Below are 16493 nucleotides of genomic sequence, written 5' to 3'. Positions count from 1 at the left end.
TTCGCGACCATGACGGCCAGCCACGACACCCTCTTCGAGGACGCCATCGGTCGCTACCAGCAGGGGGCCCCGGCTGCTGAGGTGCTGGAGGATTTCCGCGCCATCACCGCCCAGGCACCGCAGCACTCCGCCGGCTGGACTTGCCTGGCCTGGCTGCAGCTGCTCAATGACCAGCCCCAGGAGGCGCTGCGCTCGGCGCGCACGGCGGTCAAGCTGAACCCCCAGGACCCCCAGTCCCGCATCAATCTCAGCCTGGCCCTGCTGGAAACCAACGCCAAGGGGGTGCGTGAGCACGTGGACCTGGTGCGACGGGTGATGGCGATGGCGCCGGATCTGGCCGGTGAACTGCACGCTTCGATCGCCGATGGGCTGAGCCGCAAGCCCGGCTGGAAGGCCCTGGAAAAACTCAAGGGCTGGCTGGACGCTTGAGCCGGATCCTGCTGCTCAGCAACGGGCACGGGGAGGACCTCAGCGGCGCCCTGATCGGCCAGGAGCTGATCGAGAGGGGCTTCGAGCTGGCGGCCCTGCCCCTGGTGGGCCACGGCCAGGCCTACCGCCAGGCGGGCCTGCAGGTGTTGGGCCACACCCGCGAGTACAGCACCGGCGGGCTCGGCTACACGAGCCACCTGGGCCGGCTCACGGAGATCGTCGAGGGGCAGCTGCTCTACCTGCTGCGGCGCCTGGCGCTGCTGGCCCGCATCGCTGGCCGCTACGACCTGGTGGTGGTGGTGGGGGATGTGATCCCGGTGCTGGCGGCCTGGCTGGTGCGGCGGCCGGTGGTCACCTACCTGGTGGCCTACTCCAGCCATTACGAGGGCCGTCTGCGGCTGCCCTGGCCCTGCGGCGCCTGCCTGCGCAGCCAGCGGTTCCAGCGGGTGTTCAGCCGCGATGCTCTCACCGCGGGCGATCTCAGCCAGCAGCTCAGGAGACCGGTGACCTTCCTGGGCAACCCCTTCCTCGACCGCGTTCTGGAGCCCAGCGGGCCCTTGGAGGCGCCGGGCGCGCCGCCGGCGGCCCAGCGCCTGGGGCTGCTGCCCGGCAGCCGGCTTCCGGAGGCCGAGCGCAACCTCGAGCTGATGCTGCAGGTGCTGACCCGCCTGGCGGCGCCGCTGCGCCAGGCGGAAACCCTGGCCCTGGAGGCGGCCCTGGTGGGCGAGCTCTCCCTGGAGAGCGTCAAGGCCTTGGCTGAACCCCTGGGCTGGCGGCTTGATGGAACGGTGTTGCGGCACGGGCCCCTGGGCCTGCAGCTGCGCTGGGGCCAGTTCGCGGCGATCGTGCAGCAGAGCGATCTGCTGCTGTCGATGACGGGCACGGCGGCGGAGCAGGCGGTGGGACTGGGCAAACCGGTGCTGCAACTGCCCGGTTTCGGTCCCCAGTTCACCCCGGGCTTTGCCGAGGCCCAACGGCGACTGCTGGGTCCGTCCCTGTTCTGCGCCCCAGGGGCACCAGGTTCTGCGGCCAACCTTCAGGCCAGCGCTGAACTGATCAGCGTGCTGCTGGCGGATGCTGATTTATCCGATCGCTGCCACCGCAACGGCCAGGTGCGGATCGGATCCGGCGGTGGGGCGGCGAGGATGGCCCATCAGATCGCCGCCCTGCTGGGGCCCTCCGCCCAGGCCCTGCACAATTCCGCCCATGGCTGACCCCGCTGCCCAAGCCCCGCCTGCCACTCCAGGCATCGATCAACCGAGCTCAGGCGCCCGCTTCAAGAACGTCCTGGACAATTTTCTGGTGGCGGACGTGTTCCTCGTGATCGCAGGAGCCCTGTGGTTCGCCCTTGCGGTGGTGCTGCACGGACGGCAGATCGAGGCGCCCCTGGCGCTGTTTCAACGGCTCTGGGAACCCCTGTTCACCCCCGCCATCGGGCTGTTGATGGCCGCCGCGCTGCTCAGCGGTGCCCTGGGCTGGTGGCAGCGGCGAGGGCAGCGCTGATCTCGGGATAGCTGAAGGCAAAGCCCTGATGCAGCAGGCGCTCAGGGAGCACCTGCTGACCCTCCAGCACCACCTGGGCCCCATCGCCGAGCAGGAGCTGCAGCAGCGGTCCTGGCACCGGCAGCAGGCTGGGGCGACCCAGCACCCGGCCGAGGCTGGAGGCAAAGACGGCCATGGTCACCGGCTTGGGGGCCACAGCGTTGTAGGTGCCATCGAAGGCGGGATCCTCCAGGGCCGCGGCCACCAGACGGCAGAGATCCGTGCGCTGGATCCAGCTCATCCATTGCCGGCCCGAGCCAATGGGGCCGCCGAAGCCGGCCCGGAAGACCGGCAGCATCTTGCCGAGGGCGCCGCCATCGGGTCCGAGCACGATGCCGATGCGCAGCTTCACCAGCCGGCCCACTCCAGCCGCAAGCGCCCCATCGGCCGCCGCCTCCCAGGCCCCGCAGAGCCGGCCCAGCACGTCGCTGCCCGCCGGGCTGCCCTCATCGAAGCGGGCGTCGCGATCGGTGCCGTAATAACCCACGGCCGAACCATTCACGAGCACCGCCGGCGGAGCCCCAGCCGCCTTGATCGCCTCCACCAGCAGCTCGGTGCTGCGCACCCGGCTGTCCACCAGCAGCTGCAGCTGGGCGGGGCTCCAGCGGCGCTCGGCGATCGGTTCCCCCGCCAGGTTCACCACCCCCTCGGCCGCCCTCAAAGCGGCGATCAGAGCCGGGTCCTGCCAGCTCGCAGGCTGAGCGGGATCGAGCACCAGCCGATCGAGCTCTGCCGATCCGAGAGCCGGAAGGGCCCCGGGGCGACGGCTCAGCACGGTGATCTGGTGACCCCGCCCGAGCAGATGGGGCACCAGCTCGCGGCCCACGAAACCGGTGCAGCCAAGGAGCAACAGGCGCACGCGGGTCAGTGCAAAAGGAAAGACCAGGCTATGGGGCAGCGGGCGTGTCCTGGGCCAGGCCCAGCCAACGCGCCACCGGCACCAGGGACAGCCCCTGAGTCATCAGACCCAGCAGCACCACCGCCAGGGCCAGGGGTGGCATCATCTGGCCCCAGGCCACCGGGCTGGCGGCAGCCTGAATGGCGATGGCCACCGGCACAGCCCCGCGCAGGCCCGCCAGGGTGGTGAACAGCCGCTGGGGCCACTGGAACCCGGATCGCAGCAGCAACAGCTCCACCACGACCCAACGGGAGAGAACCATGCCGATCAGGAGCAACAGCGCCCAGAACAGATCATTGACCACGTCGTTGGGCTCCACCACAAGCCCCAGGCAGAGAAACAACACCAGCTCGGCCAGCTTGGCGAAACCGGCATGGGACTCCTCCAGCAGCGGCCGATCCACCTGGGGGTCGTTGCCCAGCACCAGGCCCATCAGATAGGCCGCCAGCAAGCCGCTGGCCCCCACAAGGTTCGAGCCCCCCGCCACCACCATCAGCAACGCCAGGCTGACGATCGCCCCAAGACGTCCATAGGACTGGCTCCGCTGACTGCTGAGCAGAAGCGTGGCGGCCTTGCCACCGATGAAGCCCAGAAACACCCCGAGCAGAAACTGGCGCATCACCTCCACCACCACCTCAGATCCCTGCCCCGCATCCCCCGCCGCAAGCGCCAGGGCCAGCCCCGCCAGCACCACGGCCATGGGGTCGTTGAGGGCTGACTCGCACTCCAGAAGATCGATCAGCCGTTGCGGCAGTCGCCCCACAAGGGGACGCAGCAAACCCAGGGTGGCGGAGGCATCGGTGCTGCAGACCATCGCGCCGATGAACAGGGCGACAGCCAGGCTCACGGGCACCGCCGAGAAGGGCAGGCTCTGCAGACCGAGGATGTAGGCGGTGACCAAGGCGGCGGTCAACAACGAACCGAGGGTGGCCAGCCGCACGGCGGGCCGAACCACCAGGCGCATTTCCCTCCAGTTGGTGGTGAGCCCACCGAAGAAGAGCACCAGCACCAGCGCCAACTGAGAGATCTGCTCCGCGTTGGCCAGGCTCAGCAGGGGCGGGGAATCACCTGGCAGTGCGCTGAGGTTGTTGTCGATCAGGAGACCCAGCACCAGCACCAGCAGGATGCCGGGCACCCTGATCCGGGCGGCCATGTCGTCAAGCCACACAGCCATCAGCAGCAGCCCGCCGAACAGCGTCAGCGAAAGGGCCAGGTTGTGAGTCAAGACCGCGCGCCCCGTTCTGGCCCTCTTATAGGCCTGCTGATGCGGCGTCTCCACCGCCAGGGCCGGTAACCTGCACACACATGGATCGTTCCCGAGTCGCGATGGCTGAAACCCCCAGCACGGCCTCGGCCCCCAGCCCAGCGGTGGCTCCGATCAAGAAGGGCTCCCTGGTGAAGGTGAACCGAAGCGCCTATCTCGGCAGCCTCGAGGCCGCCGCCAGTGATCCCCAGCCACCGGCTTACCTGTTCGAGGGGCCCGGCGAGGTGCTGGCCCTCAAGGGCGACCACGCCCAGCTGCGCTGGAACCGGCCCGTGCCCGATCTCTGGCTGCGGCTCGACCAGCTGGAAAGCTTCTAGAGCTCAAGGCGACGCCGCTCTTCGTGCAGCAGCGTGCGGCGCCGCTTGGCCTCCCGCAGCATCTCGCGCCCGTCGCGCAGATAGCTGTCCACATAACCCATGGTGTAGCGCTCCAGCTCAGCGAGGGCGTCCTGCACCTGGCTGAGGCAGTGGTAGAGGCTCAGGCCAAAACCCTTGGCGGCGGCTGGGCAGGCCATCGATTGGAACAGGCTCTCCACCTTCTCGAGCCGCTGACGGCCGTGCGCAAGGAAGGAGCAGAAGGCCTCCATCAAGCCATCGTCGTAGGGATCGGCCGAGAGGGCGCGTAACTCTGCGGGGAATGGGTTGATCACCTGCCCCAGCAGCCGGTCGATCGGCCCATAGACCTGCTGCAGCCAGCGCAGCAACTCCCCGTCCCGCTGGGCGCCTGAAGCCCGGTGGGGCCGCCCCTTGGCAGCGGCGGCGGCGCCTGCATGGCCTGTGACCTGGTCGTGACGCAGGCGCCGGGCCGGGTCACGGAGCAGCGCCCAGGCGGCATTGATCGCCACGATTGCCTCGCTCCCGCCGCCGGCATCGGGGTGGTGGCGTTTGACCAGGGCCCGGTAGGCGGCCTTGATCTCCGCCGGGCTGGCCTGGCGGCTGACGCCCAGCACCCGGTAGGGGTCGGGGTTGGAGGCGGCAGGCAATGGTTCCAAGTCTCGGAAGAGGCCCCATTTTCCCGAATCAGGATCGATTGTGCGGGCCGCCAGCTGGCGCCATGAAAAAAGCCCCCCTGAAACAGGGGGGCGGTGTGCGTGAAGCACGTGAGGGGTGTGAGGGAGGCGCTTGGGATCAGAACTTGAAGGTGGTCTGAACGAGGTAGCCGAGGGTGTCGAAGGAATTGCCATTTCCGGTGAGCTGACCGAGGGGGCGGCTCAGGTAGAAGATGGCGGGGGTGACGGAAATGTTGTCGGTCACCTGGAACTTGTACCACCACTCCCAGGCATAGTTGCCATCTGTCGGAGTGGTGTTGCCGATACCACTGCTGCCTCGAGTAAGGGCCGTGGCGAAGGTGGGTTGGCCAACAGCCATGCCCGCAGAATTACCCTTCGCGAACACATCGGTCCACTGGAGGCCGGCGAACCAGCTCTGGGATTGAGTGACGTAAGGGGCAACAAACTCGACACCGGTGGAACGAATCGAGTTATCGGACAGAGAGTTGTATCCCCAGCCCAGGCTGATGGAGGGGACCCAGCCACTCGTCTTGGGCTGCCAGTAGGCGTTCACAGCCACACTGTTGGATTCACCATTGGCAAGGAACCAGCTGTTGGAGGCAACAAAATTGGTGCCCCTGCGGAAGTTGGATGCTGACTGGCCATAGCGGTAGGCCGCCGAGACGCTCCACTGGGGAGCGGTATAGGCGAGCTGGGTGAGGAAGCTGGAACGGGAGCAATCCGTGCCGATGCCACCCTCGCCGCTGGAACAGGTGAAATTACTGTCCCCATCATTGGGCGCACCGACATTACCCTGGGGAGCCACATAGCTCGCCGAGGCGCTGAAACGGCCCTGACCTTTCTTGACGTTCTGCTTCCAGATCACAGCCCCCAATGAACCGGTGGCTTTGTTGTAGGTGCCCGGCGCGCCATTCAACGAGAACAGATCAAGGATCCTTTCACCCTTGCCGCCCCCGTAGAGCGTTGGAGTCACCCCAAGGTGCTCAGTGTTCCGGGCTTTGGCGCCCAGCACGAAGGTGAACTCCTTGCCCCATGGGAAGCTGTAGTAGAGACGATCAACCCCGATCGCGTCGCTGGCGTTGTTGGCGCCGTTACTCGCTTTGTCCAGGGCCGTGAGGTTGAGGCCTTGGCCATTGAAGGCGTTATTGAAGTTGCCCGAGCGCAGACGGGTATAGAGCAAATCCTTGCCGGTGAAGCTGGTGAGCAGGTTCAACCGCAGGTCGTAGCTGAAGGTGGTGGCGCCGAACTGCTGGTTGTACTTATCGGCTGCATTGCGGCCGCTGCCGCCAGGGACACTGCCACCAGGACCGAACACACCAGCCCCTGGCCGGTCACCACCGGCATCCACACCGCCAAGAACGAAGGTGGCCTCTCCTTGCAGCTTGGTCGTGGTGGAGAACTGGGTGGCCTCTAACTCACCAACCTTGGCCTCAAGGCCATCCACGCGACCACGCAGGATGGCGAGCTCTTTTTGATACTCTTTCAGGAGTCTCTGGAGCTCATCGGTCACTTCGGTGATCCGATCAAGGCAAGCGTTGAGCAGAGCGGCGGCTTCCCAACGGGTCAGGGGCTGACCGCCCTTGAAGGTGCCGTTGGGGTAGCCGGCGACGCAGCCGTAGCGCTCAACCAGGTTCGAAAGCGCCTGATAGGCCCAGGAGGTGGGCTGAACGTCGGAAAACTGGGTGATGCTGGTGACCTGCTCCTTGCTGGAGACGGGCGCCGAGTAACGGTTGAAATCAGTGAGATTGAGATCGGCGGCTGAAGCCGCCATCGGCGTTGCCAAGCCCAAAAGGGCCGGGGCAAGCACAAGCTTGCTGAAGAGTTTCATTGGTCCTCACACCAAAAAGAGGAAGCACCATAGGGTGCTGGCTGATATTAGCCAGTTTTCAAAAAAATCGACTGGCAAGGATTACCCGGCCGTGTAGCGCGGACTACACGGCCTTCACAGGCACCGATCGCCCAAAAACTCTGGCCAGAAACAAATTGCGCGCTCGGCACGAAAAAACCCAGCTGGTGATTCACCAGCTGGGTTGATTGAGGAAGAAATTGTGAAAAGTGAATGAAAGAAGCTTCGGCGAAGAAGAGTGTGAGGAACTTCGCCGAAGCCGTTCCGATCAAACGATCAGAACTTGAAGGTGGTCTTGACGAGGCCGCCGAAGTTGTCGAAGGAATCGCCGTTGGCCTTCTGGAGTTGACCCAGAGGAGCACTCAGGTAGAAGATCGCCGGGGTCACGCTGATGTTGTCGGTGACCTGGAACTTGTACCACCACTCCCAGGCATAGTTGCCGTCGTTGGCAGACAAGATGCTGTCATCACCCGACTTGGTCAGGAAGGTGGCTTGGCCCACAGCCATGCCGGCGGCGTTGCCCTTGATGAACACATCGGACCACTGGAGGCCGACATACCAAGACTGGCTCTGGGCGCCATCGATCTCGGCGACGTCCGAACTGTGGCTGTTGATACCCCAGCCTGCGCTGACCGAAGGAACCCAGCCGGAGCTGGTGGGGGTCCAGTAGCCGCTGATGCCTACGGAGCTCACGCTGTCAGAGAGAGCGAAGCCCAGGTTGGCCAGGGGAGTGCCGTTACCACCGTAAAGGCCGGCAATGCCGCCTTGGGGCGTGGTGTAGGTGTAGGCCGCTGCCAAGCCGTAGTTGGTGCCTGAGTAGGCGATCTGGGCGGTGCCGGTCTGGGCAGCACCGTCGGTGCCGATGCCACCGACGTTGGGATTGCCGTTATTGCCGTTGGCGGAGACGTAGTTGGCGCTGATGCTCCAGCCGCCGCTCTTCCACCAGAGACCCGCGCCAGAACCGAGGTTCAGGCTGTAGGTGCCGGGGGCACCGCCGTAGGTGAAGATGTCGAGAACGGTGTCAGCGGGGTAGGCGCTGGGCCACAGGGCCAGCATGTCGTCCTGACGGACCTTCGCACCAACGGTGGCGGTGAAGTTGCTGCCGATGGGGAACTGATAGAAGAGGCGATTCACCATCACGGTGTCCGCACCCGGTGCGCCCTCGAAGGACACCTCGAAGGCGTTCAGGCCGACCAGGTTATTGGCATTGGCGGCACCCCAGGGGCTGGCGCCGAAGTTGCCGGCACGCAGGCGAGTGCGGAGCAGGTCCTTCCCGGTGAAGCTGGTGTCCAGGAAGAGGTCGAGGTTGTAGTTCATGGCGGTGGCGCCTTGCAGGAACGAAGAGGCTCCTGCGAAGTTCCCACCAGGCAATACTTTGCCGCCGAGGAGAACGGATTCACCCAGGGTGGCGTTGGCATCACCGCTGAAGGCGTTAGCACCGATGGTGAAGGTGGCCACACCACGCAGCTTGGTGGTGGTTGAGAACTGGTTGGCCTCCAGTTCTCCCACTTTGGCCTCAAGGCCATCGACGCGGCCGCGCAGCACGGCGAGTTCCTTCTGGAACTCCTTCATGAGCCGCTTGAGTTCGTCGGTCACTTCGGTGATCCGATCAAGACAAGCGTTGAGCAGGGCAGCGGCTTCCCAGCGGGTCAGGGCCTGACCGCCTTTGAAGGTGCCGTTGGGATAGCCGGCGACGCAGCCGTAGCGCTCGACCAGGTTCGAGAGCGCTTGGTAGGCCCAGGCGGTGGGCTGGACGTCGGAAAACTGAGTGATGCTGGTGACTTGCTCCTCGGCGCCGGCGTACTTGTTGACGGCGTCAAGGTTGAGATCTGCGGCCGAAGCAGCCATCGGAGCCAGAAGGCCCAGGGCTGCGGGGGCCAGCAGGAGTTGCTGGAAAAGTTTCATGGGGTCCTCACACACAAGAGGCGCAATGCGCCGACCAAATAATCCCCCTAATGCCCCAAGTTCTCAAGGATCGATGTGCCAGAAAGCACAACGTCCGTGAGCACTGAGCCGCCGGTTCAGACTGAGCGCCTGGTTGCCCCGGGCCCCTGACGTTCCGCTTCCCCCGACCCTGGCTCTGGTGGCTGGCCCTGTGCCTGATCTGGGCCGCCGGCACCCTGGCCGACAGGCTCTGGCTGCAACTGGATCAACGGCTGCCCTCCTGGGACCAGGCCGATTACCTGAACAGCGCCGTGGACCATGGCCGCGCCCTTGGACTGCTGCCCGGCGGCGGCTGGCAGGGTTGGCAGGCGCTTCTGGATCTGTCGCCGAAGATCCCCCCCCTCGCCAGCCTCCTGAACGGCACGGTGATCGCCTTGGCCGGCGACAGCCCCGATCAGGCCAGCTGGGCCCTGGCGATCTGGCAGGGCCTGCTGCTGGTGGTGGTGGCCTGCTGGGGGCGCCAGCTGGTTTCGCCAGGCTTCGGCCTGTTGGCCGCGGCACTCACCAGCACCACCCCGGCCCTGGTGGCCCTGCGGGTTGACTTCACGCTCGATCTGCCCCTGGCGGCCACCAGCGCACTGGCCCTCTGGCTGCTCGGACGCTGGGCGGCACCCGATCCCCGCGGCGGCAGCTGGGGACAGGCGGGCGCGGCCGCCCTGGCGCTGGCGGCCGCCGTGCTGGTGAAGCAGAGCGCACTATTGGTGGTGCTCCTCCCCGCACTCTGGGCCGCAGCCATGGGCCTGGGTCGACCTCAACGGCGACTGCAGGTTCTGGCCGCTTTGGGGTTGGTGCTCGCCCTGATTCTTCCCTGGCTGCAGCACAACTGGATCACCACGATCGGTGGCACCAACAGGGCGGTGCTGGAGTCCGCCGCCCAGGAAGGAGATCCGCCAGCGTTCAGTCTGGCCAGCCTGCTCTGGTACCTCAGGCTTTGGCCCGAACAGCTGGGACTCATGAATGGCTTACCAGGGCTGGTCGGAGGTCTGGCGGCGGCGACCAGTTCCTGGAGGAAACACCTTCAGCCCAGCGCCCCGGAAACCGGCCAAGGTTGGGACTGGAGCTGGTTGATCGGCTGCGCCTTCAGCGGCTGGCTGTTCACGACCTTGAGCCCCAACAAGGACCCCCGCTACATCGCGCCGGTGCTGCCCCTGCTGGTGCTGCTGCTGGCCCGGGGCTGGTGGGTCCTGCTCCTCTGGTTCCGCGCCCGCTGGGGGCGCAAGGCCGCCCTGGCCATGCTGGGCCTTGGGCTGATCGGCGGCGCCACCACCACCGCCGCAGAGCGAGCTGAAGCTCTGGAGCGCAAACCGCCCTTCCCGATGGCGGAACTGATCCGCGTCCTGCGCCAACGGGTGGGCACCGCCCCCACCACGGTGATCGTGATTCCGACGACCGGTGACTTCAATCAGAGCAACGTCACGGTGTTCGGCCGCAGCGGCGGTGGCGAAATCGTGGGACGAGAAATCGGCAAACGGGCGCAGGACCATCCCTTGGTGCTGCGCGAGGCGGAATGGCTGGTGCTGGCCACCGGTGACCAGGGCACCCACCGGGAGGTGTCCCGCCAGCTGAGCCGCCAGGTGCGCAGCGACGGCCGCTTCGAACGGTTGAGCCGCTGGTCCTGGAACGAGGGGCGCTCCATTGAGCTCTGGCGCCGGCGGGCCGACGCGCCAGCACCGACGCGCTTCGATCAGCGCTTCATCGGCCTGGCCCGGGGGATGGAGCAGGGCCCCAGGGGACTGGCGGCCGTGTTCGCCAGCATCGGCCCTGAACACCAGCTCGACGGACATTTCCGTTACCAGGAGCGAGTGGCCCGCTGGGCCAACGAGAAACTGCGCATCAACCCCGACGATCGCGATGCCCTCTGGAGCCTGGCCCTGCTCGGGGTGCTGCAGAACCGCCCGATGGTCGCCTCCCAGTGGTTCAGCCGCCTGGAAACGCTCGAACCCGCCAACCCCTGGCCAGCGGCCTACCACTCGGTGGTGCTGCTGGCCGATTGGCGCGCCCCCCAGGCCGCCGCCGTGGCCCAGGCGGCACAAAATCGCCATGACGAGCCGGTTCTGAAGGGCTTGGCGGATCTGGCCGTCAGCCTCAGCGGCAACCTCACCCGGATTCCCGCGCTTCGCTCTTCCCTGCCGGCGGCGGTGGATGCGGTGCAGGGCCAACTGAGCAACCCGCCAGCGCCCTCCCAATAACCTGCTGAACCATGGGCGTCAGCCGTTCCAAGGGCCATCCCCTGCCGCTCTGGCTACCGCTGCTGATCGGGGCGACCTTACGCCTGGTGCAGATCCAGGCACCGATCCTGGGCATCCACAGCTGGCGCCAGGCGGACACGGCCGCCATGGCCCGCAACTTCGCCGAACAGGGGATGCGGTTCTGGCTGCCCCAGATCGACTGGGGCGGTGCCGGCAGCGGCCTGGTGGAAGCCGAGTTTCCCCTTTACCCCTACGGGGTGGCCCTGCTCTACAGGCTGTTTGGGGTACACGAGTGGCTGGCTCGCGGGCTGTCGGTGCTCTGCAGCGTGCTCACGATCTTCCTCGTCATCCGCATCGGTCGGCGGCTGCTGGGAGAGCGGGCCGGCTGGTGGGGGGGGATTTTCTATGCCGTGTTGCCGATTCCAGTGTTCTACGGACGCACGGTGCAACCGGAGGCCCTGCTGATGCTGCTGGCGGCCCTGGCGTTGGAACGCTTTCTGGTCTGGCTGGAAGGGGGGCGGCGCTCCGCTGTGCTGGTGTCGTGGCTGGCCTTCAGCGGGGCATGCCTGGTGAAGGTGCTCCCCTTCCTTTGGCTGGGGGCGCCCCTGCTCTGGCTCTGGGCGCGGGGACAGGGGGGGTGGGTGCAGGCGCTTCGCCGTCCCATTGCCTGGCTCTATCCACTGGGAGCCGCCGCGGTGACCGCGCTCTGGTACTGGCATGCCCGCCAGCTGGGGGAAAGCAGCGGTCTCAGTTTCGGCTTCTGGGGCGGCCAGGCGAACCGCTACACCTGGTCCGACCTGCTGGGGTTCAGCTACTGGGGGGAGCTGGCCCTGCGGGTGGCGGTGCGCAACCTGGCCGTGCTGGGGGTGCCCCTGCTGATCCTGGGCCTGCTGCCGCCCCGCGCTGGCTCAGCCGCCGGGGTTCACCCGCTGGTACGGGTGCTGCCGCTGGGTCTGGTGGCGGTGGTGGTGGCGGGCGCCCTGGCCCCAGAAACCACCGCTGTGCATGAGTACTACCAGTTGCCGCTGATGCTGTTCGCCTGTCCGCTGATGGGCCAGGGCTGGGTGCGACTGCGCTCGGGGTCGATCGGCTGGCGGCGTGGGGCCTGGGCTGTGCTCAGCCTGATGGTGCTGGTCAGTCTCACCATTCTGGGAGTTGACTACTGGAGCCGGGAGCGCATCACCGGCTCGGCCGCCTGGGAGCTGGGCCGCCAGATTCAGGCCAGCACCCCTGAGCAGGCCCGCGTGGTGGTGATGAGCGGCCCCGATCCCACCGTGCTCTACCTGGCGAACCGCAAGGGCTGGCTTGTGACTCCCGAGGCCCTCAGCGAGCAGGAGGCTGCCGCCTGGCGCCGGAAGGGCGCCGATGCGGTGGCGGGCAGCTTTGCGGTGATCGAGAGTTACAGGCCCTTCCCCGATGGCCCCGAGAAAGACCGTCTGCGTCGCTGGGTCTGCGCCCAGCCGCCGGGATGTCCGAGTGGTTCTGCTTTCGTTGTGCCGCTGAACGCAGGAACCACCGCTCCATGACCCCTCCTGTGAGTCCTTCTCTTGGCCCACCCCCCTGGCGCCTGCTGCTTCTGCTCTGGGCGGCCGCGCTGGTGCTGGCCCTGGCCGGGCTGGGCAACCTGCCGCTGCGCGACTGGGACGAGGGCATCGTGGCGCGGGTGGCCCTGGAGATCGCCAATCGGGGCCTGCCCCAGGGCCTTCTGCCCACCATTTGGGGCCATGACTACCTCAACAAGCCCCCGGGGCTGCATTGGCTGATCGCCGCGGTGATCGCCTGTTGGCATCAGCTTTCCGGAGCCCCTGCCTCCGCCCTGCCGCCCGAGTGGGTGGTGCGGCTGGTGCCGGCGGTGCTTTCCACGCTGGTGGTGCCCCTGGGCGGCCTTGTGCAATGGCAGTTGCGGCCAAGCCAACGCACTGCAGCCCTGGCCACCGCCGCCATCCTGCTCACCCTGCTGCCGGTGATGCGCCAGGGGCGGCTGGCCATGCTGGACGGCGCCCAGCTGAGTGCCATGGCCCTGCTCTGGTGGGCATTGCTGCGCAGCCGCAGCGCGAAGCGGGCCTGGCCCAGCGGCGCCCTGGCGGGCCTGGCGGGAAGTTCCCTGCTGTTGCTGAAGGCGCCGATCCTGCTGCCCGCCCTGCTGGCCGGTGGCCTGGGCCTGGCGTTCGACCCCACCCCCGGCCCGCGGCGCTGGCGCTGGCTCCTGGCCGGGCTGGCGCTTGGCCTGGTGCCTGGCCTGGCCTGGCACGCGTATCACGGCCTGATGCGCGGCCAGCAGGCCCTCTGGCTCTGGGGGGGCGACGGGGTGGGCAGGGTTTTGCTGGATGCGGGCGAAGGCAGTTCCCTGGGCTGGAGGGTGCCGGTATTGAAGGTGCTCGAAGGGGGCTGGCCCTGGCTGCCGCTCTGGCCGATCAGTGTGGTGATGGCCTGGCGGCAGCGGCATCGGGCCTGGGGGCGGTGGTGCCTGGTGCTGCAAGCCGTGATGGCCGCCTCCATCCTGCCCCTGCGCACCCAGTTGCCTTGGTACAGCCACCCCCTCTGGCTGCCCTTCGCCCTGCTGTGCGCTGTGCCGCTGGCCGACCTGCTCTGCCCAAGGGGGGCCCGAGGTGGGGTGCTGCGGCGCCTGCCCTGGTTCTGGATGGTGCTGGGCGGAGTTCTGCTTGCAGCGTGGACGGTGGCCAACCTGCCGGGCCAGGCGGCCCTGGCCCCCTACCGCTGGCTGCCGCTTCCGGCGGGGGTCGGCTTGCTCGGAGGCGGATGGCTGCTGCTGCGGCCGATGGAATCGCGCCGGCGGCAGGGCCTGCTGCTGCTCACTTCCGGTTGGTGGTTGTCGCTACTGCTGCTGGCCACCAGCCCCCTGTGGAACTGGGAGCTCAATGAGCGCTGGTCGGTGCTTCCGGCAGCGGCCCTGGCGGCGGGCGAGCGGCCACCGGTGTACATGGATGGGGACGCGGCCGAGCGGCCCAGCCTGCGCTGGTACGCCCAGCGTGAGGTGCTGCGCTTGCCGGATGACCAGGACGCCGGGATTCCCGGTCCGTTCGATCTGATCCGCCAGGCCAGCGACCCCCCGGCACGGATACTGCTCCCCAAGGGATCGCTCTGCCGCCTGGAGGTTGTTGGTGACCAGAACTGGCAACGCTGGCACTGCGCCCAACCCGGGCACTCAGCAGCCCCGCCCCCCTGAGGCGGCACGGGCCGACCGGGCCGTGCTGGTGGCCGCCCTGCTGTTCGCCGTGGTCGGGCTCCTGCTGCAGTGGTGGCGCCTGCAGGTGCTCACCGCCTCCTACGACCAGGGCATCTTCCTGCAGGTGCTGTGGAACGGCCTCCGAGGGCACCCCTTTGAGAGCACCCTCTCGTCGCAGCTGTCCACCAACGTGATCCATGCCGGCCAGCTGCCGGCCCTGGGCTATCACCGTCTCGGGCAGCATTTCACCCCGGCCCTGCTGCTCTGGGTGCCGCTGGTGGGGCTGCTGGGGATCTGGGCCCTGGCGCTGGTGCAGGTGGGGCTCATGACCGCCGCCGGGCTGGTGCTGCATCGGCTCGCCCTCGAGAGGCTCACGGATCCCCGCTTGGCCGCCTTCGTGGCGATCAGCTTTTTCGGGGCCAACGCCGTGATCGGCCCCACCTGGGGCAACTTCACGGATCTGGCTCAGCTGCCTCTGGCCTTCTTCCTGTTGATGCTCGGCCTGCAACGGCGCCAGGGCTGGCTGGTGGCGGTCGCCGCTCTGCTCCTGCCTCTGATCCGGGAGGACACGGGGGTGCTGCTGGTCGGTGTGGCCCTTTGGATCCTGCTGCGGCAACGGCGGCGCTGGCCGCTGGCCCTGGGGCTCGCTGGACTGGGGATCGGCTGGGTGCTGCTGGTCACCAACGTGCTGATGCCGATGTTCAGCGAGGACAACTCCCGCCGTTTCATGGTGGAGAACTTCGGCCAGTACATCGGCGATGCCGAGAAGGCCAGCAGCCTGGAGGTGCTGCTCAGGGCGCTCAGGCAGCCGCTGGTGGTGCTGATGGAGCTGATCTCTCCGCCGGGCGACACCCTGCGCTATCTGCTGGCCCAGGGCCTGCCCCTGATGCTGGTCCCCCTGGTCAGCCTCGACAGCTGGCTGCTGATGGGGCTGCCCCTGCTGGGATTGCTCCTGGCCCAGGGCTCCAACAACCCCCTCTCGATCAACATCCGCTACGCCCTGCTGGTGGTACCCGGGTTGTTCGCCGGTGCGATCGAGTGGTGGCGATCCCATCCGGAGCCCTTCGCGCGGCGGCGGCTGCGCCAGGTCTGGATCGGTTGCATCGCCCTCTCGCTGCTGTTCACCCTGCTGGCGAACCCGAACCGCAGCCTCTCGTTCCTGATTCCCGACAGCCTCAACCCCTGGGTGTACAGCTCACCAGCACGGCAGTGGAACCATGGGGTCGCCGCCCGGGAGCTTCTGCGCCTGATTCCCGCCGAAGCCAGCGTGGCCGCCAACACCCCGTTGATTCCCCATCTGGCCCAACGGTCGGTGTTGATCCGCTTCCCGGAAGGGGTGATGTACCGGGATCGCCAGGGCAACAGCAAGGCCGTGGAGTGGATCGCCCTGGACCTGGATTGGCTGCGCCGCTACGCCAACGCGTTCCGCAGCGATCGCGGGGCCCTGGAGGGCAGCCTGGAAGCACTCAGGTCGTTGCGGGCAACCTATGGGGTGCGGGCGTTCCGCGATGGGGTGGTGCTGCTGCAGCGCGGCCAGAGTGATCTGGAGGAGCCCCAGCGGCCACTGGAGGCCCTGCTTGGCGCAATCCGCCTGGAGCAGCAGCGGCGGCCCGGTTGAACGGAGCCAAAACGATGCCCCCGACACCCCGCAGGAAGCAGGACATCGGGGGCTCTCGCCGGGTCCGCTCTGTCGCGGAACCGATTGATCAGGAAACAGGCGCCGAAATCAGCCGGCGTTCTCCGCGATCAGCAGACCCTGGGTCATGGAACTGTGGCTCACGGGCACCTCCTCCTTGGGGGGATTGAAGCCAGCCGGCGACGCCTGCGGCGGCGAACCGAAATCCGCTGCCACGTCACTGCTGACGGAACCCGCCGATGGTATCGGACTTTCCAGGCTGATCGCGAGGCCCCAGCGGGGTTTCTGGCCCTGCCCCCAGGGGTCATGCCGCTTCACTGGCGGGGGCACCCACCACCTTGAGACGTAACCCCGCGAAGCGGAACGCACAAAAAAAAGGCGCCCCTTGCGAGGCGCCTTGCTGGCTAACAATCAGCGCTCAAAGAGCGTTACCACGGGGCAGAACCTCTTCGGGGAAGATGAAGTTTTCGTGAGGCTGGTCAGCTGGTGCCATCCAGGCACGCAGACCTTCGTTCAGAAGAATGTTCTTCGTGTAGAAGGTTTCGAATT

Annotated in this window: 14 protein-coding genes and 1 pseudogene; 8 read left to right on the top strand and 7 right to left on the bottom strand. The window is 67.3% G+C overall.

From position 1 onward, the window contains the following. Positions 1-9: 9 nt before the first annotated feature. From KBZ13_RS15250 to KBZ13_RS15240, 3 genes are read left to right on the top strand one after another with little or no spacing between them, the layout of a single operon-like run. Positions 10-429: a hypothetical protein gene (locus tag KBZ13_RS15250; RefSeq protein WP_255010731.1), complete on the top strand. Its 420-nt coding sequence runs from the start codon at positions 10-12 to the stop codon at positions 427-429. Further along, positions 426-1643, top strand: a complete 1218-nt coding sequence (locus tag KBZ13_RS15245; protein ID WP_255010729.1) for a lipid-A-disaccharide synthase-related protein — start codon at positions 426-428, stop codon at positions 1641-1643. The genes KBZ13_RS15250 and KBZ13_RS15245 overlap by 4 nt, the downstream gene beginning before the upstream one ends. Next, on the top strand, positions 1636-1932 hold the full coding sequence (locus KBZ13_RS15240; protein WP_255010727.1) for a hypothetical protein: 297 nt from the start codon (positions 1636-1638) through the stop codon (positions 1930-1932). The genes KBZ13_RS15245 and KBZ13_RS15240 overlap by 8 nt, the downstream gene beginning before the upstream one ends. Here KBZ13_RS15240 and KBZ13_RS15235 read toward each other — a convergent pair. Both KBZ13_RS15235 and KBZ13_RS15230 read right to left on the bottom strand, forming a co-directional pair. Further along, a complete protein-coding gene (locus KBZ13_RS15235) occupies positions 1889-2830 on the bottom strand; it encodes a TIGR01777 family oxidoreductase (protein WP_255010725.1) in 942 nt (313 codons plus the stop codon). The genes KBZ13_RS15240 and KBZ13_RS15235 overlap by 44 nt on opposite strands. Positions 2831-2858: 28 nt before the next feature. Then, positions 2859-4094: a cation:proton antiporter gene (locus tag KBZ13_RS15230; protein WP_255010723.1), complete on the bottom strand. Its 1236-nt coding sequence runs from the start codon at positions 4092-4094 to the stop codon at positions 2859-2861. A 101-nt stretch (positions 4095-4195) separates the two neighbouring features. Here KBZ13_RS15230 and ndhO point away from each other — a divergent pair, with 101 nt between their 5' ends. Further along, positions 4196-4450: an NAD(P)H-quinone oxidoreductase subunit O gene (gene ndhO, locus KBZ13_RS15225; protein WP_255010721.1), complete on the top strand. Its 255-nt coding sequence runs from the start codon at positions 4196-4198 to the stop codon at positions 4448-4450. On the opposite strand, the gene KBZ13_RS15220 is transcribed toward ndhO, so the two are convergent. From KBZ13_RS15220 to KBZ13_RS15210, 3 genes are all read right to left on the bottom strand, one after another. Further along, the gene (locus tag KBZ13_RS15220) at positions 4447-5115 is read right to left on the bottom strand and encodes a J domain-containing protein (protein ID WP_255010720.1); all 669 of its coding nucleotides are present in this window, start codon (positions 5113-5115) and stop codon (positions 4447-4449) included. The two genes, ndhO and KBZ13_RS15220, sit on opposite strands and share 4 nt — an antisense overlap. 145 nt (positions 5116-5260) lie before the next feature. Continuing rightward, complete coding sequence (locus KBZ13_RS15215) at positions 5261-6970, bottom strand: iron uptake porin (protein ID WP_255010718.1); 1710 nt, start codon at positions 6968-6970, stop codon at positions 5261-5263. A gap of 294 nt (positions 6971-7264) precedes the next feature. Further along, positions 7265-8893, bottom strand: coding sequence for an iron uptake porin (locus KBZ13_RS15210; protein WP_255010716.1), 1629 nt, complete (start codon positions 8891-8893; stop codon positions 7265-7267). A 290-nt stretch (positions 8894-9183) separates the two neighbouring features. Between KBZ13_RS15210 and KBZ13_RS15205 the strand changes: the two genes are divergently transcribed. From KBZ13_RS15205 to KBZ13_RS15190, 4 genes are read left to right on the top strand one after another with little or no spacing between them, the layout of a single operon-like run. After that, on the top strand, positions 9184-11121 hold the full coding sequence (locus KBZ13_RS15205) for a glycosyltransferase family 39 protein (protein WP_255010714.1): 1938 nt from the start codon (positions 9184-9186) through the stop codon (positions 11119-11121). Between the two features lie 11 nt (positions 11122-11132). Beyond that, complete coding sequence (locus KBZ13_RS15670; RefSeq protein ID WP_261359090.1) at positions 11133-12647, top strand: ArnT family glycosyltransferase; 1515 nt, start codon at positions 11133-11135, stop codon at positions 12645-12647. Continuing rightward, a complete protein-coding gene (locus KBZ13_RS15195) occupies positions 12644-14308 on the top strand; it encodes an ArnT family glycosyltransferase (RefSeq protein ID WP_255010712.1) in 1665 nt (554 codons plus the stop codon). The genes KBZ13_RS15670 and KBZ13_RS15195 overlap by 4 nt, the downstream gene beginning before the upstream one ends. Positions 14309-14330: 22 nt before the next feature. Next, positions 14331-15926 (top strand): DUF2079 domain-containing protein, encoded by a 1596-nt coding sequence (locus KBZ13_RS15190; RefSeq protein WP_409995675.1) that lies wholly within the window; start codon positions 14331-14333, stop codon positions 15924-15926. 108 nt (positions 15927-16034) lie between these two features. Here the strand turns inward: KBZ13_RS15190 and KBZ13_RS15185 are convergent, their stop codons facing one another. Both KBZ13_RS15185 and KBZ13_RS15180 read right to left on the bottom strand, forming a co-directional pair. Continuing rightward, positions 16035-16274, bottom strand: coding sequence for a hypothetical protein (locus KBZ13_RS15185; protein WP_255010710.1), 240 nt, complete (start codon positions 16272-16274; stop codon positions 16035-16037). An 88-nt stretch (positions 16275-16362) separates the two neighbouring features. Beyond that, positions 16363-16493: pseudogene (locus KBZ13_RS15180) on the bottom strand (photosystem II D2 protein (photosystem q(a) protein)); the annotation flags it as partial.

It is taken from the genome of Cyanobium sp. ATX 6F1 (assembly GCF_024346315.1).
In the GTDB taxonomy this organism is placed as follows: Bacteria; Cyanobacteriota; Cyanobacteriia; order PCC-6307; family Cyanobiaceae; genus ATX-6F1.
Note: the sequence above shows the minus strand (reverse complement) of the source record. Positions and strands in the feature narration are given on the sequence as shown.